This window comes from Micromonospora sp. NPDC049529 (assembly GCF_055586685.1).
The window spans coordinates 104,841-126,091 of record NZ_JBVJHT010000020.1 but is presented as its reverse complement, the minus strand read 5'-3'; the positions used below and the strand labels follow the sequence as shown (position 1 = coordinate 126,091).

Below are 21,251 nucleotides of genomic sequence, written 5' to 3'. Positions count from 1 at the left end.
CAGTTGTCGGGTTCGGCTACCCGAACGGGCGTCCGATTCCTTCAAGACCACCGGCGATCCGCGCCCCTACGGTGGGGCAATGACGCCTCATCTTGACGTGATTGCCCTGATCGTGGCCGACATGGGCCGCTCGCTGACCTTCTACCGCCGCCTCGGGCTGGACATCCCGGCCGACGCGGACGGAGATCCACACGTGGAGGCACCGCTGCCCGGCGGCCTGCGCCTGGTCTGGGACACCGCGTCGATGGTCTCGTCGATCGACCCGAGCTGGTCCCCCGGCACCGGCACCGGCCGGATCAGCCTCGCCTTCCGCTGTGCCAACCCGGCCGAGGTCGACGCGACGTACGCCGACATGACCGACGCGGGCTACACCGGCCATCTCAAGCCCTGGGACGCCTTCTGGGGCCAGCGCTACGCCACCCTCCTCGACCCCGACGACAACCCCGTGGACCTCTTCTGCCCCCTCCCCTGACCCGCCCTGCGGGGCCACTCATGTAGAGAAAGAGGGGCAATCCCCGGATGAATTCGCCCTCTTTCTCTACATGAGGCGACCCGGCCGGGGTGGGGTTCAGGGGGTGAGGAGGGTGGATGGGGGGACGCCGGTGAGGGTGCGGATCTCGCGGGACAGGTGCGGTTGGTCGGCGTAGCCGACGCGTACGGCGGTGTCGGCGGGCGGCACCCCGGTCCGGAGCAGGGACACGGCCCGCTGCATCCGCAGAATCCGGGCCAGGGTCTTGGGCCCGTAACCGAACAGGGCCAGGCTGCGCCGGTGCAGTTGCCGGGAGCCGAGGCCGAGGTGGGCCGCCGTACCCGCCACGTCGTCGCCCGTACCGAGCCGGGCCACCACCAGGCGGGCGATCGGGTCCGGACCGCCGCCCTCACCGAGCCGGGTGACGGCGATCGACTCCAGCAGGCACTCGGGGTGCTCGGCGTACGCCGCCCGCTCGTCGAGTTCACGGACGCCCGGACCGGGCCAGAGCGCGGCGAGCGGAACCCGCTGGTCCCGCAGCTCGTACGCGGGCAGACCGAACACGGCCGGCCCGGTGCCGGGCGGGAACCGCAGCCCGACGTACCGCTCCCCGGCCGTGGCGGTCCCGGACTGGGCGGTGGTGTCCGGACCGGCCACCAGCAGACCGTGGCGCGGCGACCAGATCAGGTCCATGCAGCCGTCGGGCAGGATCCGGGTCGGCGTCGGCCGTGGCGGTGTCGTGTTCCACCACAGGACGGCCCCGCCCACCAGCGCGGATGTCGTCTCCCGGTACATGCCCTCCAGCCTGCCAGGATCCCCTGCCGGTTGCCCGTCCGGGCCGCCGGGTCGATACGGGTGGGTCGGAATCCGGTGCTCGTGCCATTGGTGCGTGTTCCGGCACCGCGGATGGTGTGAAGCCGACACCACCCGGGGTTACCGAGTGTCAGCCTGACAGCTATGACACGTTTCGCCGCGGGCAAGATAGAGGCCTTCGTCGGGCCGCCCGAACTCGGCGCCGCCGACGATCTCGAACGGGTCATCGTCGAGTTCATCGGCGGGGCCGAAGACTCACTCGACGTGGCCGTACAGGAACTCGACTCGGAGCCGATCGCGCAGGCACTGCTCGACGCCAGGTTCCGGGGAGTCGACATCCGGATCGTGCTGGAGCAGGACTATCTGCGTACGGCCAAGGTGCCCAAGGTGGCGGCGCGGACCGGCGAATCGGCGCAGGCCGCCCAGCGACGGGTCCAGTGGACGGCCGAGCCCGGCGCCCGCAGCCTCGAACCCAACCGCAAGATCATGGCGGCGTTGCTGCGCTGCGCCGTCGACGTGAAGGCCGACTACAACCCGGCGATCTTCCACCAGAAGTTCATCGTCCGCGACTTCCGGAAACGGGCCGGTGCCACCTCGGCCGTCCTCTCCGGCTCGGCGAACTTCACCGGCACCGACTGCCACCGCAACCTGAACCACGTGGTGACCTTCCACGACGCGCGGATCTGCCAGGAGTACGCGGCCGAGTTCGCGCAGCTGCGGGCCGGGCTGTTCGGACGCGGGGCGCACGGACGGGTGCCCCGCGCGTACAACCTCGGCGGGATACCGGTGAAAGTGCTGTTCGCGCCGGACCACGCACCGGAGTTGGAGATCATGAAACAGATGTTGAAGGCCACGGCGCGGGTGGACTTCGCGGTCTTCACCTTCGCCGGCTCGTCCGGGCTGGACGACGCCATGATCGCCCTGGCCGCCGCCGGCCGTACGGTGACCGGCGCGGTGGACCCCGGCCAGGGGGCGCAGCGCTGGGCGGCGACCCACGACCTGGACCGGGCCCAGATCGCGATGTACGCCCCGGTCAGGTCACCGGCGTTCGGCAAGCTGCACCACAAGCTGATGACGATCGACGACAGTACGGTGATCGCCGGCTCGTTCAACTACACCGCGCCGGCGAACCAGTACAACGACGAGAACATCTTCGTCCTCGGCAGCCCGTACCCGGACCTGCCCAGCGGCGAGGGCGGGCCGGTGGACCCCGACCGGTGCGCCGAGCTGACCGGTTTCTTCCGGGCCGAGATCCAGCGGATCATCGACGCGGGCGAGCGCTTCACCGGTGGCGACTGAGCCGCGCCCGCCGACCCGCGCGTCACGAGGACAGGTGGTCCCGCCAGCTGTGCCGGGGCTGGTAGCCGAGGAGGCGACGGGCCTTGTCGATCGACATCAGGGTCTCGTTGCCGACGAGTTCGCGGGTCAGCGGGACGTCCGGGAAGACCTCCGCCGCCAGTTGCGCACTGGGTCGACCCATCACCGTGTCGGCGTTGGCGATCACGAAGACGTCGACCCCGGTGCGCTCGTACGCCAGGGCGAGGCGGACCGCCTGGGCGCCGTCGCGGCAGTCGATGTACGACCACAGGTTCCACCTGCGCAGGGCGGGATCGGCGTCGAAGGCCGGGAAGGCGGCGTAGTCGGCCGGTTCCATCACGTTGGAGAACCGCAGGCCGATCATCTTGAGGTCCGGCTGCCACCGGCAGAGTTGGCCGGCGAGCTCCTCCTCCAGGTGCTTGACCAGCGCGTAGTTGCTCTCCGGGCGGGCCGGATAGCCCTCGTCGATCGGGATGTACGGCGGCGGTGTGTCGAACGGCAGCCCGAGCAGGGTCTCGCTGGAGGCCCAGACGACGTTGCGGATGCCGACGGCGCGGGCGGCGGTGAAGACGTTGTACGTGGCGGCGATGTTGTGGTGGAACGTCGCCGAGTTGGTCCGCAGGCCCGGTGCGGGGACGGCGGCGAGGTGCACCACCGCGTCGACGCCGCCGTGCCGGTCGTCGATGGCGCTGAGCGCCTCGACCGTCTGGCCGTAGTCGGTCAGGTCCACCCTCGTGTACGGGCAGCGGGGCGCGGCGGGCGGCGCCACGTCGAGGTTCACCACGCCGTAGCCGTGGTCGAGCAGGTCGTCGACGACGGCCCGGCCGAGTTTGCCGCTGCCGCCGGTCACCGCGACCCGGGTCACCACTGTTGCCCACCCACGTTCGAGATCATGGGGTCAATCTAGCCAACCGGCCGCCGGAGATCGCTCTCCGGCGGCCGGTTCGCTGCTGTCACCGACGGCCGGAACGTCGAGCCGTGCCGACCACGGATGGTGACGGCGGGTGGATGACGCTGCTCAGAAGTTGAGCGCGGACCGTCCGCCGACCACCGGGATGCGCAGCTCACTGTCGTGCGGCGCGACCCGCAGCCGGGTCCCGCCCAGCGGCAGCAGGGTGTACTCCTGGTCGGTGGAGAAGACGACGACACCGATCCGGTGCCCGGCGGCGAAGATGTAGTCCTTCGGCTCCAGGGTCCAGCTGTAGTCGTACAGCTTGCCCTGCTTGACCTTCTCGGTGCGGTCGGCGTCCTTGCGGTTCTGCGGGTCGGTCCACCCTCGGGTGACCACGACGGGGGCGGCGGTCGAGCCGGCCGGACCGTAGTCGACCAGGTAGGTGGTCAGGTTGGCGTCGGGCTTGTTGTCGATCGCCATCCGCAGCCGCATTTCCGGCCGGCCGGAGATGCGGACGTCGCGGTCGAGCACCGGCGAGGTGTAGACCAGCCGGTTCGGGCTGGCGGTGTCCGGCTGGGCCACCAGATCGGTCGGTGCGATGGTCCGTCCCTCGTCGACGAAGCCCTGCTCGACCTTGCCCTTCGGCGCCTTGCCGGTGGTCAGGGTGCCGGGAGCGGTCGCGCCGGTCGCGGCGAACCTGAGGTCGACCTCGCGTGCGCCGGGGTCGGGCCAGTTGGCGTACGTGGTGTAGGCGCGGTTCTCCCGCTGCACCACCGCGGTCGGCTCGTCCATGATGCCGTTGCGCACCCCCCACAGCCAGAAGTCGAACCAGCGGTTCTCGGTCTGCTTGTAGGTCCACGACCGTCCGTCGGGCAGCGGTACGGTGGCGCCGCTGCCCGGCCCGCCGTGTCCGCCCTGGTGCAGCCAGATCTTGCGCGGTACGTCGTGCCGGGCGAGCTGGTCCCACCAGCCGGCGAAGTTCTCGGTCTTGACGTTCCAGTCGTTGAGCCCGTGGACGACGAAGACGCTGGCCTTCACGTCCCGCGCGCCGTCGAGATAGTCGCGCTCGGCCCAGAACCGGGTGTAGTCGCCGCTGACCCGGTCCTGCTGCCGGGTGATCTCGGCGATCTCGTCGGCGCAGGTTCCCTCGGCCCGTGCCTGCCCGGCGGTGTACTGGGCCAGGATGTCGGCGTCCTCACCCTGGTAGGTGCCGGGCGCGACGACCAGGCCGTTGGCCCGGTAGTAGTCGTACCAGCTGCTGATCGCGGAGACCGGGATGATGGTCTTGAGGCCCTTGACCCCGGTGGTGGCGACCTGGTTGGGCAGGGTTCCGTTGTAGGAGACCCCGGTCATGCCGACCGCGCCGGTGGTCCAGCCGGCCGTGACCGGCGCCCCGGTGGCGTCGAAGCCCCTGGCCCGGCCGTTGAGCCAGTCGATGACCGCCTTGGTGCCGAGCGTCTCGGCCGAGTCACCGCTGGTCGGACAGCCGTCCGAGTCGCCGGTGCCGACGCTCTGGCCGAGCACCACGGCGTAGCCGCGCGGCACGTAGTAGTCGTCGAGCGAGCCGGGGAGGTTGGCCTTGGCGATCGCGCGTTGCGCCTCCTCGCCAGCGGCCGAGCGGGCGCCGTTGCGCCCGGTGAGGCCGTTCTGCGGCAGTTCGTCGACCAGCACGCTCGGGTACGGCACGTCGCCCCAGGTCCCCTTGCGGTACGGGCTGTGCTCGAAGATCACCGGTACCTTGAAGCCGCTGGTGGCGGTCTCGGCGGGCCGGGAGATGTCGATGGCGACGCGGTCGAGGCGACCGTCGTGGTCGGTGTCCAGCGGCGTCTGGACGTACACCCGCTCCTCGATCGCGTCGGCGAACGAGAAGACCGGCTGGGTCATCCCATCACTCACCACGATGGACGGTGGTGGGGTGGCGGTGCCGGCCGAGGCGGGCACCACGGGTGCGGTCAGGACCAGCGCGCCGGTCAGGGTGGTGGTGAGCAGTACCAGGCGGCGGGGTCGACGCATGGGCAGTTCCCTTCGATCGGGCTCGTGGCCGGAACCGGGCAGGGGGGAGGATCGAGACAGTTCCATCGGCCACACATGCTAGGCGCGTCGACGCCGCTAGTCGATCATTCTCCGGCCGTCGGCACCGAGGGCCCCTCCCGGTCGGGAAGGGGCCCTCGGTGACGACGGGACCGGGCGGCGAGGCCGGGCGGGACGGGCTCCCCGTCGGCTTCACCGCCCGGCGTACGCTCCGGCTCGGTCAGCCGCCGGGGTTCGACGGCGCCGGGGCCGGCGGCTGGTTGGCCGACGGCGAGCCGCTGGGCGCGGGTGCGCCGGCGGCGGCCGGCGGCGCTGCGGCCGGCTTCAGATCCTGCGGTACGGGCAGCGCGCTGCCCTTGACGTACTCGTTCCAGTCCATGTTCCAGGCGGTCCAGCCGTTGCCGTCCTCCAGTTGCACCTCGGTACCCCGGACGGTGACCAGGTCACCGACGGACGTGGTCTTCATCAGGAAGTTGGCGTCCTCGGGAGAGACGTTGGTGCAGCCGTGCGACACGTTGCTGCTGCCCTGGTCTCCCACCGACCACGGTGCCGAGTGGATGAACTCCCCGCCCCAGGTCAACCGCTGCGCGTCCTGGACGGTGACCACGTACGGGTCGGCCGAGCCGGTGGTGTCGAAGACCGTCTGCTCGTGCTTCTCCATGATCACCATCTTGCCGCTGGAGGTCGGTGTGCTCGGCTTGCCGAGGCTCACCGGGATCTTGCGGACCAGCTTGTCGTCCTTGAACACCGACATCTGCTTCTTCCCGTTGTCGATGTCCAGCGTCACCTTGTTGCTGCCGATCTTCGCGGTGGCGGTCCGGTCGGCGTCACCGAAGCCCTCCTTGCCCATCGGCACCCCGTCGAGCATCGCCTTGACGCTGATCGTCGTACCCGGTTTCCAGAAGTCCGGTGCCCGGTAGTAGACCTGCTGTCCGTCCTCTGTCCAGTGCCAGGCACCGGGCTGGGCCGGAGTGGTCGTCACGAAGAGCCGTCGTTGTACGTCGGCCCGCTGCTCCTTGGGCACTCCCGGGTCGAAGTCGACGGTTACCGGCATGGCCACCCCGTACGTCCGTTTGTCCTGGAAATAAAGGGTGGAGAAGATTTCCTTGGCCGGCTTGTCCATGGTGGTGAAGTTGGTCGTCTGGGTCACTTTCTTACCCGCGTCGTTGGTCGCGGTGACCTGTGCCGTATAGCGCTGTTTGTTCTTCAGTGCTTTGTCCGGCAACCAGGACGAACCATCCGGGCGCAACGAACCGGCGACCTTCGCACCCTTGTCGTCGGTGAGCGTTACCTCGGATACCTTCCCGCCCGTGACGGTCAGGCCGACCTCGGTGCTGATCGGGAGGTCCTTCGCATTCGCCGCAGGACTCACGGTCAACTGCGGCGGCGCCGCGGCGGCCTTGCTCTCCTTCTTGTCCTGATTGCTGGTGCACCCCACCAGGGCCAGTGAAGCGGTAGCGACCATCGCCACCAGAATTGTGGCCCGACGCCCCTTTTTCATGATCCCCACCCCATTCCGCTAGCGTCTCGCCACATTGTGTAACGGGAGTCGCGGGCAGCGTGTCGGTTCGAACAGAAGAATCGAAGCGCGCAACGCGCATTCGGATTGATGCCGGACAGAGCGCGATTACCCGGTCCGGCGGCGAATAGACCAGCCCGATCCGGGTATGTCAGCGCCGGACGAGACACCGGGCACGGTGATCGGGCACGATGAGCCTGTGACGGACGCGGTGATCTTTGACTTGGACGGCGTGATCGTGGACTCCGAACCGGTGTGGGAGGAGGTCCGGCGGCGCTACGTCGCCGACCACGGCGGCACGTGGCAGCCGGACAGCCAGCGCCGGCTGATGGGGATGAGTACCAGCGAGTGGGCCGCCTACCTCAGCGATGAGCTCGGCGTCGACCGGTCGCCGCAACAGGTCGCCACCGAGGTGGTGGACGAGATGGCCCGGCGCTACCTGGAGCACGTACCGCTGATCGACGGTGCCGACGAGGTGGTGCGCCGGCTCGCCGCGACCTGGCCGATGGGCCTGGCCAGTTCGTCGCCGGCCCGACTGATCGAGGCGGCGCTGCGGGCCACCGGGCTCACCGACGCGTTCACGGTGACCCTCTCCACCGAGCAGGTGCAAAGGGGCAAGCCGGCACCGGACGTGTACCTGCGGGTGGCGGAGCGTCTGGGGTTCGACCCCACCCGCTGCGTGGCGATCGAGGACTCCTCCAACGGCGTACGGTCGGCCAGCGCCGCCGGGACCCGGGTGGTGGCCGTGCCGCACGCCGCGTACCCGCTCGACCCGGACGCCGAGCGGCTCGCCACGCTGCTCGTGCCGACCATCCGCGACCTGACCGACCAGGCCGTACGGGACGCGGCGCCGGGCGCCGGACCGAGCGACGCGTAAGCCGGATCGAGCCTCCCGCCCCGAGTTGACCGGATAATCTGCACGTATCCGGAAAAACGGGCGGGAGGCGCGGTCGGCATGCCCGAAGTGACAGAGCGGTCGTCGGTGACGTTGGCAGTCAACGGGGAGCAGCAGCGCCTCCGGTTGGACAACCGGACCACCCTGCTCGACGCGCTGCGGGAACACCTGGGACTGACCGGGGCGAAGAAGGGCTGCGACCACGGCCAGTGCGGGTCGTGCACCGTCCTGCTCGACGGCCGCCGGGTGAAGAGCTGCCTGATCTTCGCGGTGGCGGCGGCCGGCTCGGCGGTGGTGAGCGTGGAGGGTCTGGCCGACGGCGGCAACCTGCGACCGGTGCAACAGTCTTTCATCGACCACGACGCGTTCCAGTGCGGCTACTGCACCTCCGGCCAGCTCTGCTCGGCCGTCGGCATGCTCGACGAGGTCCGCCGAGGCTGGCCCAGCGTGGTGACCGGCGACGTCGCCGCCGGGCCGGTCGAGCTGACCGACGAGGAGATCCGGGAACGGATGAGCGGCAACCTGTGCCGCTGCGCGGCGTACCCGCAGATCGTGGCGGCGATCCGGGCGACCGGGCCGGGGTCGTCCGCCCCGGGCCGCGCCGCCACGGTGGAGGCGACCCGGTGAGGACCTTCCGCTACCACCGGGCCGCCGACCCGGCCGAGGCCGTACGGATGGTCGCCGCCGACCCCGAGGCGGCCTATCTCGGCGGTGGTACGAACCTCGTCGACCTGATGAAACTGAGCGTGCAACGCCCCCGGCTGCTGGTCGACGTGACCCGGCTGGCGCTGGGCTCGGTCGAGCCGCTGCCCGACGGCGCACTGCGGATCGGGGCGACCGTACGCAACAGCGACCTGGCCGCCCATCCGGTGGTCCGGCGCGATTTCCCGGTGCTGACCCGGGCCCTGCTGGCGGCCGCCTCCGGCCAGCTGCGCAACATGGCCACCGTCGGCGGCAACCTGCTGCAACGCACCCGCTGCGTCTACTTCCAGGACGTCGGCAAGCCGTGCAACAAGCGCGAACCCGGCACCGGCTGCTCCGCGCTCGACGGCCAGAACCGCGACCTCGCCATCCTCGGCTGGTCGCCGTCGTGCGTGGCCACCCATCCCTCCGACATGGCGGTGGCGCTGGCCGCACTGGACGCGCGGGTGGAGGTGCTGGAGCCGGACGGGGCCCGCGAGATCCCGCTGACCGACTTCCACCGGCTGCCCGGCGACCGGCCGGACCGGGAGACCACCATGGCGGCCGGCGGGCTGATCACCGGGGTACGGATTCCCGCCCTGCCGTACGCCCGGCGGTCCACCTACCGCAAGGCACGCGACCGGGCCTCGTTCGCCTTCGCGGTCGGCTCGGTGGCGGCCGTGCTCGACCTGGACGGTGAACTGGTCCGCGACGTACGGATCGCGTACGGGGCGGTGGCGCACCGGCCCTGGCGGGCCCGGCTGGCCGAGGAGGCGCTGCGCGGGCGACCGGCCACGGTGGAGAGCTTCGGACTCGCCGCCGACGAGGAGTTGGCCGCCGCCCGACCGTTGCCGCACAACGCCTTCAAGGTGCCGCTGATCCGGAACCTGACCGTGCGTACGCTCGCCGAGCTGGCCGAGGCGGCCCGGCCGTGACCGCGCCAACCGGTGCCGTCGGCCGGCCGCACAGCCGCCTGGAGGGGCGGGAGAAGGTCACCGGCACGGCCAGGTACGCCGTCGAGTACCCGGTCGACGGCGTCGTCTACGCCTGGCCGGTGCAGGCCAACGTGGTACGGGCCGGGATCACCCGGCTCGACGCCGACGCCGCGCTGACCGCCCCCGACGTGCTGACCGTGCTCTGGTACGCCAACGCGCCCCGGCTGCACTCGGAGACCAACGTCGACCTGTTCCTGTTGCAGCGCCCCGAGGTGCACTTCCGTGGCCAGGTGGTGGCGCTGGTGGTGGCCGAGACGCTGGAGGCGGCCCGGGAGGCTGCCGGTCTGGTCCACCTCGACTACGACACGCTGCCGCACAGCACCGTGCTGACCGAGACCCATCCGGGGCTGTTCAAACCCGAGCAGGTGAACCCGAGCTACCCCACCGACACCTTCGTCGGCGACTTCGAGGCCGGTTTCGAGACGGCCGAGGTACGCGTCGACCTCACCTACCGCACCCCGGCGTACCACAACAACCCGATGGAGCCGCACGCCGCCACCGCCCAGTGGCGGGACGGTGAGCTGGTGGTGCACGACTCCAACCAGGGCTCGACCCCGGTCGCCCGGACCCTGGCCGCCCTGTTCGACCTGGCACCGGAATCGGTACGGGTGATCAGCCGGCACGTCGGCGGCGGCTTCGGGTCGAAGGGCACCCCCCGCTGCCAGACGGTGCTCGCCGCCATGGCCGCCCGCGCCGTCGACCGGCCGGTCCGGCTGGCCCTCACCCGCCAGCAGCAGTTCTCCCTGGTCGGCTACCGCACCCCGACGATCCAGCGGATCCGGCTCGGGGCCGACGCGGAGGGCCGGCTGTCCGCCATCGCCCACGACGCGATCAGCCAGACGTCGACGATCACCGAGTTCGCCGAGCAGACCGCCGTCTACACCCGCGGCATGTACGCCGCACCGCACCGGCGGACCAGCCACCGGATCACCCGGTTGGACGTACCGACGCCGTCGTGGATGCGGGCGCCGGGCGAGTGCCCCGGCTCGTTCGCGCTGGAGTCGGCGATGGACGAGTTGGCCCTCGCCTGCGGGGTGGACCCGGTGGAGCTGCGGATCCGCAACGACGCCGCGGTCGATCCGGAGGACGGGCGCCCGTACAGCAGCCGGAACCTGGTCGCCTGCCTGCGCGAGGGCGCGCGACGGTTCGGCTGGGCCGATCGGGACCCGACCGTCGGCGCCCGCCGGCAGGGCCGGTGGCTGCACGGCACCGGTGTGGCGGGCAGCTCGTATCCGGCCCGCGCCGGCGCCTGCGCCGCCTCGGCCCAGGCCAACCCGGACGGCACCTACCTGGTCCGGACCAACGCCGCCGACATCGGCACCGGGGCCCGTACGGCGCTCTGGCAGCTCGCCGTCGACGCCCTCGGCGTGCCGCCCGAGCGGGTCCGGGTCCAGATCGGCGACAGCCGGCTCCCCTGGGCCCCGGTGGCCGGCGGCTCGACCGGCACGGCGTCCTGGGGCTGGGCGGTGACCAAGGCCTGCCGGGAGCTGCGCGACCGGCTCGGCGACCGGACCCCCGACCGGGAGGTACGGGTCGAGGCGGACACCACGGCGGAGACCGGCGCCCTGGGCGCGGACGAGTCGTACGTGCGCTACGCCTTCGGCGCCCACTTCGTCGAGGTACGCGTCGACGTGGACAGTGGCGAGATCCGGGTCGGCCGGATGCTCGGGACCTTCGCCGTCGGGCGGGTGGTCAACCCGACCACCACCCGGTCCCAGCTCATCGGCGGCATGACCATGGGCATCTCGATGGCGCTGCACGAGGAGGGGCTGCTCGACGCCCGCTTCGGCGACTGGGTCAACCACGACTTCGCGACGTACCACATCACCTCGAACGCGGACGTCGAGCGGATCGACGCGCACTGGATCGAGGAGGACGATCCGCACCTGGGCCCGCTCGGTATCAAGGGCGTCGGGGAGATCGGCATCGTCGGTGCGGCCGCCGCCGTCACCAACGCGGTCCACCACGCCACCGGGGTACGGATCAGGGAGCTGCCGGTGCGGCTGGACAAGCTCCTGACCGGGGTCGGCGCACTCGCGTTCTAGGTTCCGTCTCACGGACCACGAGAATCACTGGTTGGGCCTGTCGCGGCGGCCCGCGCCACCGACCTCCGCGTGCGTGAATCGGCAATGCGTCATGCCGGTCGGGTCACACTTCCGGGGACTTTCCGACCTGGCTACGAGGTGTACGCGACGTCCGCTGACTTGAAGCGGTACATGGCCGCGATCGGCGCGAAGTTCGCCGGCCCGTTCGGCGAGCCGTGGCGGGACCCGCCACTAGGGCAAAGCACGTTGACCACGGCGGCGTCGTGTGTGAAGGGGTTCTGCACCAGGCCGGACTGGGAATCAACGAGCGGCTCGGTGCGCAGTTGAACCCGACCCGACCGCCGTCGCGAGTGGACCGCGATCGGGCGCCGCTGGAACACGTCAAGCATGAGCTGCACCTGTCGGACCTCCATCTGCGCGAGGACGCGGCGTGCGGCGAGTGCCGGTCGGCGCACTCGCGTGTCTGTCACCGGGAGGGCACCGCGACCAACACGAAGTGGCCGTGGTCGCTGGAGGACGGCGCGGTACGGGGTGGACTGATCAAGCGGGTCAGCCCCGCGATGATCCACACCTACTTCGAGTACGTGACCACGGAGTACCCGGTCGGAGCGCAGCACGGTCTGGAGGCTGCATCCTCGTGGGACTCTCCGTAGATCATTCGCGTGAGACACCTCAGTGTTCACAGGACCACGAGGAGAACCAGAATGTACGAGTCGGACAGCCTCTGGCGCGATGTCGACGCCTACTTCGTCGAAACGTTGGTCGACGAGGATGCCGCGCTCGCGCGGGCCCGGGAAGCCGGGGCACTCACCACGATGCCGCGCGCCGAGGTCGCCCCGAACCAGGGAAAGCTGCTGGCGCTGCTGGCCCAGATGACCGGAGCGACCCGCGTACTGGAATTCGGCACCCTGGCCGGCTACAGCACCATCTGGCTCGCGCGTGCCGTCGGCGAACACGGGCGCGTAACAACCCTCGAACTGGAGGAACAGAACGCCGCCGTCGCCCGCGCGAACCTGGAGCGCGCACGTGTGAGTGAGCGCGTGGACATCATCGTCGGACCAGCCGCGGACTCCGCTCGACGACTCATCGACGCCAACACAGAGCCATACGACTTCGTCTTCATCGACGCAGACAAGCCAAGCAACCCGGACTATCTGAAGGCATCCCTCACCTTGAGCCGCCCCGGTACCGTGATCGTCATCGACAACGTCGTCCGCGACGGAGCGGTCATCAATCCCGACAGCACTGACGAAAGAGTCCACGGCGTCCGCACCGTCCTCAAGGACATCGCCGATGACCCACGACTCGACGCAACCGCCCTTCAGACGGTCGGTTCGAAAGGCTGGGACGGTTTCACACTCGTGCGACGCATCCGCTGACGACACGCGAAAGCGATCGCAGACACAGTTCGCAGGCAGAACGGTCGTCTTCGTGCAATCGCCTCCGCGCCGCACCGGTGTCGGGCACGCCGCATGTCACAGGCCCGAGCGCGAACGCGACATATCTACCCGAACCACGTACCAAATCGCCTTCAGGGTGACGCCCCCCGCGGTGGCCGCACCGTCGGCCGGCACGGGTCCGGCCCGCCCAGCGACCCCAACCTGACCGGCGGCGCCACCTGGATCCATGCATCGGCGAACCTGGCCCAGATCGGCAACGGCTGGAACAACCGGGCCAGCGCACTATGGATCTCCTGATCACGGTTCGGCGGCTCCGGATCGTCCCCCCGAGTTGACCCTTCTCCGGTGGGGGTGCGCCGTGCGGCGTACCCCCCACCGCTCTTGCCGTCACGAGGAGGGTCCACATTGGAGTCTCGGCGCCGTTGATCAGGGCATCGATGACAACCAGTAGCATAAATGCACCCGTTTCGCTACCATCCGTACCCGGAGCATGACCCGAGGTGAGTCCTCGGGTCATGGTCGCGCCACCGCACGTCGTACGCGTCATCTGAGAATGCGCCATCTGACGATAGGAGCCCCGGTGACGGACCTTCAGCAGGTGTCGGGCGCCCGCGCCTACCCGTTCAACCCACCCGAACGGCTGGATCTCGACCCGCACTACGCGCAGCTACGTGAGCACGAACCGCTGACCCGGATCCGGATGCCGTACGGCGAGGACGCCTGGCTGGCGACCCGCTACGCCGACGTGCGGGTGGTGCTCGGCGATCCCCGGTTCAGCCGGGCCGCCGCCGCGGCCCGCGACGAGCCGCGCAGCACCGAGCAACGGCTGGCGACCGGCATCCTCGGCATGGACCCGCCGGAGCACACCCGGATCCGCACCCTGGTCACGAAGGCGTTCACGGCACGTCGCGTGGAGCAGTTGCGGCCGCGTACCCAGCAGATCGCCGACGAACTGGTCGACGGGCTGATCGCCACCGGTCCGCCGGCCGACCTGGTCGAGCAGTTCGCCACCCCGCTGCCGATCCGGGTCATCTGTGAGCTGCTCGGGGTGCCGGTCGCCGACGAACACAAGTTCCACCTCTGGTCCGAGGCGATCGTGTCGACCACGTCGCTGCCGCCGGAGACGATCCAGGAGTACTTCGGCAACCTGTACGGCTACATGGGCGGCCTGATCGCCCAGCGTCGCGAGGAGCCGACCGACGACCTGCTCGGCGCGATGGTGCGGGCCCGCGACTCCGACGAGGGCCGGCTGACCGAGGAGGAGATGGTGCAGCTCGCCGCCGGTCTGCTCGCCGCCGGACACGAGACGACCGTGACCCAGATCCCGAACTTCGTCTACACCCTGCTGAGGTACCCGCAGGAGCTCGCCCGGCTGCGGGCCGACCGGACCCTGCTGCCCGGTGCGATCGAGGAGCTGCTGCGCCACGTGCCGCTCGGTGCCGCCTCCGGCTTCGCCCGGTACGCGCTGGAGGACGTCGAACTCGGCGGCGTGCTGGTCCGGGCCGGCGAACCGGTGATCGTCGAACTCGGCTCGGCCAACCGGGACGAGCGGGTCTTCACCGACCCGGACCGGCTCGACGTCACCCGCGAGCACAACCCGCACATGGGCTTCGGACACGGTGTGCACCACTGCCTCGGCGCGCAGCTGGCCCGGATGGAGTTGCAGGTGGCGATCGGTACGCTGCTCGACCGGCTGCCCGGACTGCAACTGGCCGTGCCGGAGGCGGAGCTGACCTGGAAGAGCGGGATGCTGGTCCGGGGCCTCAAGAACATGCTGGTGCAGTGGTGAGCGCCGGCTGGCGGCTTCGGGTGGACGCGCGCCGCTGCATCGGCTCGGGGATCTGCGCCCACACCGCACCGAAGCACTTCGTCCTCGTCGACGGGCTCTCCACCCCGGTCGCCGAGACGATCGTTCCGGCGGACGAGGTCGCCGACGCGGCCGACTCCTGCCCGGTGGAGGCGATCACCGTACGCGACTCGACCGACGACCGGCTGATCGCGCCGGAACCCTGATCGGCGGCTCCCCCATGGTCGGTGCGGCCCGGCCGACACCACCGGGCCGGACCCGCCGACGGATGGCTAAGCTGAGCAGGTGATCTACAAGCTGCTGGCGGCGGGTGAGTGGGCCGAGGCCGTGACCGTGGGCCGGTACGACGGTTCGGCGGTCGACCTGCGCGACGGCTTCATCCACCTCTCCGGCCCGGACCAGGTGGTCGAGACCGCCGCCCGGCACTTCGCCGGCCAGTCCGGGCTCGTCCTGCTCACCGTCGCCACCGACCGGCTCGGTGCCGACCTGCGTTGGGAGCCGTCGCGGGGCGGGGCGCTCTTCCCGCACCTGTACGGACCGCTGCCGACCGACGCGGTGGTGGCGGCGGCACCGGTGCCGGACCACCTCCCGGTCCCGGACGCCGTGACCACTCTGCTCACCTGAGCCCGGCGCGGCACGGGCCCGGCGACGCCATCGCTGGGCGCGCCGGACCGGCCGCCGTCCGGCCACATTCGCAAAAACCGGGCGGACATCGTTCGCCATCTACGCCACACTGAGCGGCATGGATCTGCATCGTCCGCATCCCCGCTGGTCACGGTCGTGCCGACGTGGGTGAATCCGACGACGCACTCGACGATCTCCGGGCCGAACTCGCGGTCGGGGTTCGGGCATATCTCGCCCTGACGGATCGGGACTCGGCGGCCGGGCAGGAACGGCTGCAACGGGTCTGCGCCCAGCTGGAATGGTTCCTCAACGGCCTGCTGCGCGACCATCCCGACTGGACCCGCCACCGGTACGTGGACGGGTTGCTACCCGCGTCCGTCGTGGTCGTCCCGCCGCTCGGGATCCAGATCCGGGCGATGATGGTCTGGGGCAAGGGACGCAGTCAGTGGGCCGAGCCGTTTCTGGGCCTGCTGGCCATCGCCGGCACGGCGGACCGGATCGAGTCCTACACCCTGCGCTTCGGCAACGCCGCCCAGGGGCTCGGGCAGGTGCCGTTCCGACCCCGCCGACGGCGCCCGGCCGACCCGGCACGCTGGCTGGTCACGCTGACCGACGGGGGTGACCCGACCGTCGGCGCGGAGCCGGACTGACCGGCGCCCGGGCCCGGGCCCGCCATCGTCTCCGGATGCCGGCCGACCCGGCGTACGACATCGCTTGTGACCCGCGGCGACTCGCGGACATCGGCCGACCGGCCGGGAACGGGGAGAACGGACCTTGATGAGTGCACCGGCGCGGGACGATCTCGGCGGGCGGCAACTGCGGGCGATCGCCGAGGTGCTTGCCCTGGCCGAGCGGGAGCGGATCGAGGTCTGGCTGCGCGGCGGCTGGGCGATGGACTTCTTCCTCGGGTCGCGGACCCGCGACCACGTCGACGTCGACTGGTTCTGCTGGTCGGCGGACGCCGGCCGGCTGACCGACGCGCTGACCGCCCTCGGCTTCCGGCCCACCGGTGGCGCACCGCCGCAACAGCAGCGCGACTTCGTCCGGGGCGACGTCGAGTTGGGGGTGGCCCTGCTCGACCGGGACGACACCGGCCGGGTGGTGGTGGCCGGTGGACCGTACGCCGGTGAGCCCTGGCCGGACGGGATGCTCGACGCGGCACCGGGCCGGCTCGCCGGGCTGACCTGTCCGATCATCGCGGCACCGGCCCAGATCGAGATCAAGCGGATGATGCCGGTCTGGGTGCCCGGATTGCCGCGCCGGGACAAGGACCGGGCGGATATCCTCCTGCTCCGCCGGGCTCTTCCACCGGACTGACCGGCACCACCCGCGCCGACCGGCGCACCACCGTCGACGCCGTACGGCGTCCCGCGCGTCCCGAGGTGCCCGTGGAACATCCGAACGTCGCCCTGATCACCCGGTTCTACGCCGCGCTGGCCGCCGGTGACGGCGCCACCATGGGGGCCGCATACTCCGACCGGGCACGCTTCTCCGACCCGCTCTTCCCCGACCTCGACGCCCGTGAGGTGCGCGGCATGTGGGCCATGCTGACCGCGCGGGCGCGGGCCGAGATCGAGGTGTCGGAGATCGTCGCGGACGACCACGGCGGTTCGGCGCACTGGATCGCCACATACCCGTTCGGCGGCCGGACCGTGCGCAACGACGTACGCGCCCGCTTCACCTTCGCCGACGGCCTGATCCTGACCCATCACGACGAGTACGACGTACGGCGGTGGGCGGCGCAGGCGCTGGGCGTGAAGGGACGGCTGCTGGCCCTCACCCCGGCCGGGCGGCGGGTGCTGCGACAGACCGGCCGGCAGCGTCTGGACGGGTTCCTGGCTGCCGGGCGCTGACCGGCGACGAGCGCGTCGCACCCGTGCTCCGGCGCCCATCCAGACGATGGGCACGCTCCCACACGTCCGTGTTACATTGACAATCGTCATTGCATTGACGATCGTCGTCGTAGTTTCGGGAGGGTGGAGATGAGAGGTCGCCTCGTTGTCGGGCTGGCCACCACGGTCGCCGTCGGTGTCGCCGGGCTGGTCGCCGTGACCGCACCGGCAGCCGGCGGAGTCGGGGTCGCCGGGAGAGACGGCGCCGGAATCGCCGCGGTCGGAGACTTCGACTTCACCCGCCCCCAGGTGGTCGCCACCAACCTCCAGACCCCGTGGGGCATGGCGTTCCTGCCCGACGGCAGCGCACTGGTCGCCGAGCGCAACAGCGCCCGGGTGCTCCAGGTGCGTCCGGGCCAGACCCCCCAGCAGGTGGCCCTGATCTCCGGAGTCGCGGCAACCGGCGAGGCCGGGCTGCTCGGACTCGCCGTGTCGCCGACGTACGGCCAGGACGGCTGGGTGTACGCGTACTTCACCTCCAGCAGCGACAACCGGATCGTCCGCTTCCGGTTGACCGCGCCGACGACCCAGACGCCGATCCTCACCGGGCTGGCCCGGGCCGCCATCCACGACGGCGGGCGGATCGGGTTCGGTCCGGACGGGATGCTCTACGCCGGAGTCGGTGACGCCGGCCAGACCGCCAGCGCGCAGGATCCGCAGAGCCGCAACGGCAAGATCCTGCGGCTGCGGCCGGACGGCGGCGTACCGGCCGACAACCCGACCGCCGGTTCGCTGGTCTACAGCCTCGGCCACCGCAACGTACAGGGGCTGGCCTGGGACGCGCAGGGTCGGCTCTACGCCAGCGAGTTCGGCCAGAACACCTGGGACGAGGTGAACCACATCGTGCCCGGCGGCAACTACGGTTGGCCGACCGTGGAGGGGCGGGCGAACGACCCGCGCTTCCGCGACCCGATCGTCACCTGGACCACCGCCGAGGCGTCACCGAGCGGCGCCGCCATCGCCGGCAACCGGCTGTTCGTCGCCGCCCTGCGCGGCGCTCGACTGTGGACCGTGCCGCTGACCGGCAACGGCGGTGCCGGCACCCCGGCCGCCCAGCTCACCGGCCAGTACGGGCGACTGCGCACGGTCGCGTACGGCCCCGACGGGTGGCTCTGGGTGAGCACCAGCAACCGCGACGGACGGGGTACCCCGGCGGCGACCGACGACCGGGTCCTGCGCTTCCCGCCGCTGGACGCCCCGCCCACCACCGCTCCCCCGACCACGCCACCGCCCACCACCGCGCCGCCGACCACCCCGCCGCCCACCACCGCTCCCCCGACCACCCCGCCGCCCACGACGGCACCGCCGACCACGCCGCCGCCGACCGGCCTCGTCTCCTGCACGGTCGGCTGGGCGACGAACCAGTGGGCGAGCGGGTTCACCGCGAACCTGACCGTCACCAACCGTGGTCCGGCCGTGAACGGCTGGACCCTGACCTGGGCCTTCACCGGCGGTCAGCAGGTCACCAGCGCGTGGAACTCCGTGATCACCCAGAGCGGTCAGAACGTCAGTGCCCGCAACGCCGCCTGGAACGCCGCGATCGCCACCAACGCGAGCACCACCCTGGGCTTCCAGGCGAACCACTCCGGCAACACCCCGCGACCAGCCGAGTTCCGCTTGAACGGGACCGTCTGCGGCGCCGGCTGATCCGTCGTGCCGGCCGGTCGACCGCCGGCACGACGGACAGCCGTACCCGGTGTACGCGCGGGAGGCCCGGACCACGGACACAGGTCCGATCGGCCCACGGGACCAGGCTCGAACCGGAGCCGCTCCCCGCTTCCCGCGCGTAGCCCGGGCGCGGAACGTCCATTTCTGCACGCACGTCGGGCCCGTTCGGTTCGACCGATTGAAGAGACAACTATCACTGCTTTTATCGGGCCTCACCTATGCGATTGTCTGTAAATGGGCGGCGGAAAATCGAACCGGCTGCTGCTGGTCGAGGATGACCCGGATCTGACGGATCTGCTCACCGAGACGCTGGTCGACGAGGGCTACGTCGTCGACCGCGCACCCGACGGTCAGCGTGGCCTGCACCTCGGCCTGACCCGGCCGTACGACGTGATGGTCATCGACCGGCTGCTGCCCGTACTCGACGGGCTCGACCTGCTCGCCCGACTGCGCTCACGGGCGGTCCCGGCGAGGACGCTGATCCTCACCGCGCTCGGCACGGTCGACGACCGGATCGCCGGGCTGGACGCGGGCGCCGACGACTACCTGGTCAAACCGTTCGACCTGGACGAACTGAGCGCCCGGCTGCGGGCACTGTGCCGACGTACGTCCGACGCCACCGAGGTGCTGCGGATCGGCACCGGGCTGCTCGACCTGGCGCCGCGTGACGTCGTGCTGGCCGACGGCACCCGGGTCGCGCTCTCCGCCCGGGAGTTCGAGCTGCTGCGGGTGCTGGCCGCCCGGCCGAACGCCGTGCACACCCGCAACGACCTGCGCCGCCGGGTCTTCGACGAGGCCGCCGCGGCGTCGATCGTGGACACCTACGTCTACTACCTCCGGCGCAAGCTCGGTCGCGCGGTGATCCGGACCGTACACGGGCTCGGCTACCGGCTCGGCACGCTCTGATGGACCCGGCCGAGCGGATGATCGTCCGGCGGGCCCGGCTCCGGATCGGGCTGCTGATCGGGCTGGCCATCGGCACACTGCTGATCCTGGGCGGTGGCATCTCGTACCTGGCCCTGGTCCGCAGCCAGGAGGCCCAGATACAGCGTGAGCTGGAGTGGGGCACGACCTACGGCACGATCGCCGGTCCCCCGGCCTGTAGCTGGATCTTCCAGTACGACGGCAGCACGGTGGACACCGGCGTCAATCCGCCGCCACCCGGCTTCCCCCTGGACGGGGCCCTGAACGCCGTCGCGGCCACCGGGATCACCGAGATCGCCACCGTGGCCCGCAACGGGACGGTCTACCACATCCGTACCGAGGCTCGTGGCGACGTGGTGGTGCAGGCGGTGTTCGACGCGCGTTTCCAGCTGTCCGACCGCCGGCACCTGTTGCTCGCCTTCAGTCTCGCCGCGGCCGTCGGACTGCTCGCCGCCGTGCTGACCGGCATGCTCGTCGGCCACCGGGCCGTGGCGCCGCTCGCGGAGGCGCTGACCCGCCAGCGCCGCTTCGTCGCGGACGCCAGCCACGAACTGCGAACCCCGATCGCCCAGGTGCACACCCGTGCCCAGTTGCTGGCCCGTCGAGCGCGCGGCGGCGGATCGTCCACCGACCTGCACGACCTGGAACGACTGGTCGGTACCACCCGCCGACTCGGCGAGATCGTGGACGACCTGCTGCTCTCGGCCCAGCTCGCCGCGGCTCCCACCGGCCAGCGGCCGAACTCGCCGGTCGACCTCACCGAACTGGTCGGCGCGAGCGTCGCCGCCGAGACCGAACGCGCCGCCGAACACCAGGTCACGGTCACGGTCGAGACGCCCGACGGCCCGCTGCCGGTGCCGGGCGTCGCGTCGGCACTGCGCCGGGTCGTCGGCGAGTTGCTCGCGAACGCACTGGCCCACACTCCCACCGACGGGCGGATCAGCGTGACGCTACAGGCGGGCGACGGCTACGCCGAGCTGGTCGTCGCGGACACCGGGGAGGGCTTCGACCAGACGGACGCGCGGCGTATCTTCGACCGGTTCCACCGAGGCGCGGGCTCCGGCGACCACCGCTTCGGCCTCGGCCTGGCCCTGCTGCACGAGGTCGTCACGAGCCACCACGGCACGATCGAGGCCGAGGGCCGTCCGGGCCGGGGCGCCACCTTCACCGTACGGCTTCCCACGACCCGGTTCCCCGCCTCCCAGCAGGGCCAGCTCCGGGGCATCGGGCGGCTTCGCGTGCGGCAGCTCGGAGCCGACAGCTAGCGGATCGACGCCGT

21 protein-coding genes and 1 pseudogene are annotated in these 21,251 nt (G+C 71.1%); 18 read left to right on the top strand and 4 right to left on the bottom strand.

The window, feature by feature from the left end; translation table 11 throughout:
• Positions 1 to 79 precede the first annotated feature (79 nt).
• Positions 80 to 472: a VOC family protein gene (locus tag ACZ6QQ_RS29820; RefSeq protein ID WP_465880784.1), complete on the top strand. Its 393-nt coding sequence runs from the start codon at positions 80 to 82 to the stop codon at positions 470 to 472.
• 96 nt (positions 473 to 568) lie between these two features.
• Here ACZ6QQ_RS29820 and ACZ6QQ_RS29815 read toward each other — a convergent pair whose 3' ends face one another.
• A complete protein-coding gene (locus ACZ6QQ_RS29815) occupies positions 569 to 1,264 on the bottom strand; it encodes a helix-turn-helix transcriptional regulator (RefSeq protein WP_465880783.1) in 696 nt (231 codons plus the stop codon).
• Positions 1,265 to 1,426: 162 nt separating this feature from the next.
• On the opposite strand from ACZ6QQ_RS29815, the gene ACZ6QQ_RS29810 reads away from it, so the two are divergent.
• Positions 1,427 to 2,581, top strand: a complete 1,155-nt coding sequence (locus ACZ6QQ_RS29810; RefSeq protein WP_465880782.1) for a phospholipase D-like domain-containing protein — start codon at positions 1,427 to 1,429, stop codon at positions 2,579 to 2,581.
• Positions 2,582 to 2,603: 22 nt separating this feature from the next.
• Here ACZ6QQ_RS29810 and ACZ6QQ_RS29805 read toward each other — a convergent pair whose 3' ends face one another.
• The 3 genes from ACZ6QQ_RS29805 to ACZ6QQ_RS29795 form a co-directional block, all read right to left on the bottom strand.
• On the bottom strand, positions 2,604 to 3,467 hold the full coding sequence (locus ACZ6QQ_RS29805) for an NAD-dependent epimerase/dehydratase family protein (RefSeq protein ID WP_465880780.1): 864 nt from the start codon (positions 3,465 to 3,467) through the stop codon (positions 2,604 to 2,606).
• A 150-nt stretch (positions 3,468 to 3,617) separates the two neighbouring features.
• The gene (locus tag ACZ6QQ_RS29800; RefSeq protein ID WP_465880779.1) at positions 3,618 to 5,504 is read right to left on the bottom strand and encodes a Xaa-Pro dipeptidyl-peptidase; all 1,887 of its coding nucleotides are present in this window, start codon (positions 5,502 to 5,504) and stop codon (positions 3,618 to 3,620) included.
• A gap of 238 nt (positions 5,505 to 5,742) precedes the next feature.
• Positions 5,743 to 7,023, bottom strand: a complete 1,281-nt coding sequence (locus tag ACZ6QQ_RS29795; RefSeq protein WP_465880778.1) for a L,D-transpeptidase — start codon at positions 7,021 to 7,023, stop codon at positions 5,743 to 5,745.
• A gap of 166 nt (positions 7,024 to 7,189) precedes the next feature.
• Between ACZ6QQ_RS29795 and ACZ6QQ_RS29790 the strand changes: the two genes are divergently transcribed.
• From ACZ6QQ_RS29790 to ACZ6QQ_RS29715, 16 genes and pseudogenes are all read left to right on the top strand, one after another.
• Positions 7,190 to 7,918 (top strand): HAD family hydrolase, encoded by a 729-nt coding sequence (locus tag ACZ6QQ_RS29790; RefSeq protein ID WP_465880777.1) that lies wholly within the window; start codon positions 7,190 to 7,192, stop codon positions 7,916 to 7,918.
• Between the two features lie 78 nt (positions 7,919 to 7,996).
• A complete protein-coding gene (locus ACZ6QQ_RS29785) occupies positions 7,997 to 8,563 on the top strand; it encodes a 2Fe-2S iron-sulfur cluster-binding protein (RefSeq protein ID WP_465880776.1) in 567 nt (188 codons plus the stop codon).
• Positions 8,560 to 9,552 carry an FAD binding domain-containing protein gene (locus tag ACZ6QQ_RS29780; protein ID WP_465880775.1) on the top strand — a complete coding sequence of 331 codons (993 nt, stop codon included), beginning with the start codon at positions 8,560 to 8,562 and terminating at the stop codon, positions 9,550 to 9,552. The genes ACZ6QQ_RS29785 and ACZ6QQ_RS29780 overlap by 4 nt, the downstream gene beginning before the upstream one ends.
• On the top strand, positions 9,549 to 11,657 hold the full coding sequence (locus tag ACZ6QQ_RS29775) for a xanthine dehydrogenase family protein molybdopterin-binding subunit (protein WP_465880774.1): 2,109 nt from the start codon (positions 9,549 to 9,551) through the stop codon (positions 11,655 to 11,657). Before ACZ6QQ_RS29780 ends, ACZ6QQ_RS29775 begins: the two co-directional genes overlap by 4 nt.
• Before the next feature lie 263 nt (positions 11,658 to 11,920).
• Entirely contained in the window at positions 11,921 to 12,310 is a 390-nt protein-coding gene (locus ACZ6QQ_RS29770; RefSeq protein WP_465880773.1) for a hypothetical protein, read from the top strand.
• A gap of 51 nt (positions 12,311 to 12,361) precedes the next feature.
• Complete coding sequence (locus tag ACZ6QQ_RS29765) at positions 12,362 to 13,036, top strand: O-methyltransferase (protein ID WP_465880772.1); 675 nt, start codon at positions 12,362 to 12,364, stop codon at positions 13,034 to 13,036.
• A 601-nt stretch (positions 13,037 to 13,637) separates the two neighbouring features.
• Complete coding sequence (locus ACZ6QQ_RS29760; protein WP_465880771.1) at positions 13,638 to 14,846, top strand: cytochrome P450; 1,209 nt, start codon at positions 13,638 to 13,640, stop codon at positions 14,844 to 14,846.
• Complete coding sequence (locus ACZ6QQ_RS29755; protein WP_465880770.1) at positions 14,840 to 15,070, top strand: ferredoxin; 231 nt, start codon at positions 14,840 to 14,842, stop codon at positions 15,068 to 15,070. The genes ACZ6QQ_RS29760 and ACZ6QQ_RS29755 overlap by 7 nt, the downstream gene beginning before the upstream one ends.
• Before the next feature lie 79 nt (positions 15,071 to 15,149).
• Complete coding sequence (locus tag ACZ6QQ_RS29750; protein ID WP_465880769.1) at positions 15,150 to 15,488, top strand: DUF952 domain-containing protein; 339 nt, start codon at positions 15,150 to 15,152, stop codon at positions 15,486 to 15,488.
• A gap of 164 nt (positions 15,489 to 15,652) precedes the next feature.
• Positions 15,653 to 16,138: a hypothetical protein gene (locus tag ACZ6QQ_RS29745; protein ID WP_465880768.1), complete on the top strand. Its 486-nt coding sequence runs from the start codon at positions 15,653 to 15,655 to the stop codon at positions 16,136 to 16,138.
• A gap of 127 nt (positions 16,139 to 16,265) precedes the next feature.
• Positions 16,266 to 16,805, top strand: a complete 540-nt coding sequence (locus tag ACZ6QQ_RS29740; RefSeq protein WP_465880767.1) for a nucleotidyltransferase domain-containing protein — start codon at positions 16,266 to 16,268, stop codon at positions 16,803 to 16,805.
• Positions 16,806 to 16,876: 71 nt separating this feature from the next.
• Positions 16,877 to 17,341: a nuclear transport factor 2 family protein gene (locus ACZ6QQ_RS29735; protein WP_465880766.1), complete on the top strand. Its 465-nt coding sequence runs from the start codon at positions 16,877 to 16,879 to the stop codon at positions 17,339 to 17,341.
• Positions 17,342 to 17,470: 129 nt separating this feature from the next.
• Positions 17,471 to 18,559: pseudogene (locus ACZ6QQ_RS29730) on the top strand (PQQ-dependent sugar dehydrogenase); the annotation flags it as partial.
• On the top strand, positions 18,554 to 19,027 hold the full coding sequence (locus ACZ6QQ_RS29725; RefSeq protein WP_465880798.1) for a cellulose binding domain-containing protein: 474 nt from the start codon (positions 18,554 to 18,556) through the stop codon (positions 19,025 to 19,027). The pseudogene ACZ6QQ_RS29730 and the gene ACZ6QQ_RS29725, both read left to right, overlap by 6 nt.
• Before the next feature lie 255 nt (positions 19,028 to 19,282).
• Positions 19,283 to 19,954 (top strand): response regulator transcription factor, encoded by a 672-nt coding sequence (locus ACZ6QQ_RS29720; protein ID WP_465880765.1) that lies wholly within the window; start codon positions 19,283 to 19,285, stop codon positions 19,952 to 19,954.
• Positions 19,954 to 21,237 carry a sensor histidine kinase gene (locus ACZ6QQ_RS29715; RefSeq protein ID WP_465880763.1) on the top strand — a complete coding sequence of 428 codons (1,284 nt, stop codon included), beginning with the start codon at positions 19,954 to 19,956 and terminating at the stop codon, positions 21,235 to 21,237. Before ACZ6QQ_RS29720 ends, ACZ6QQ_RS29715 begins: the two co-directional genes overlap by 1 nt.
• Positions 21,238 to 21,251 lie beyond the last annotated feature (14 nt).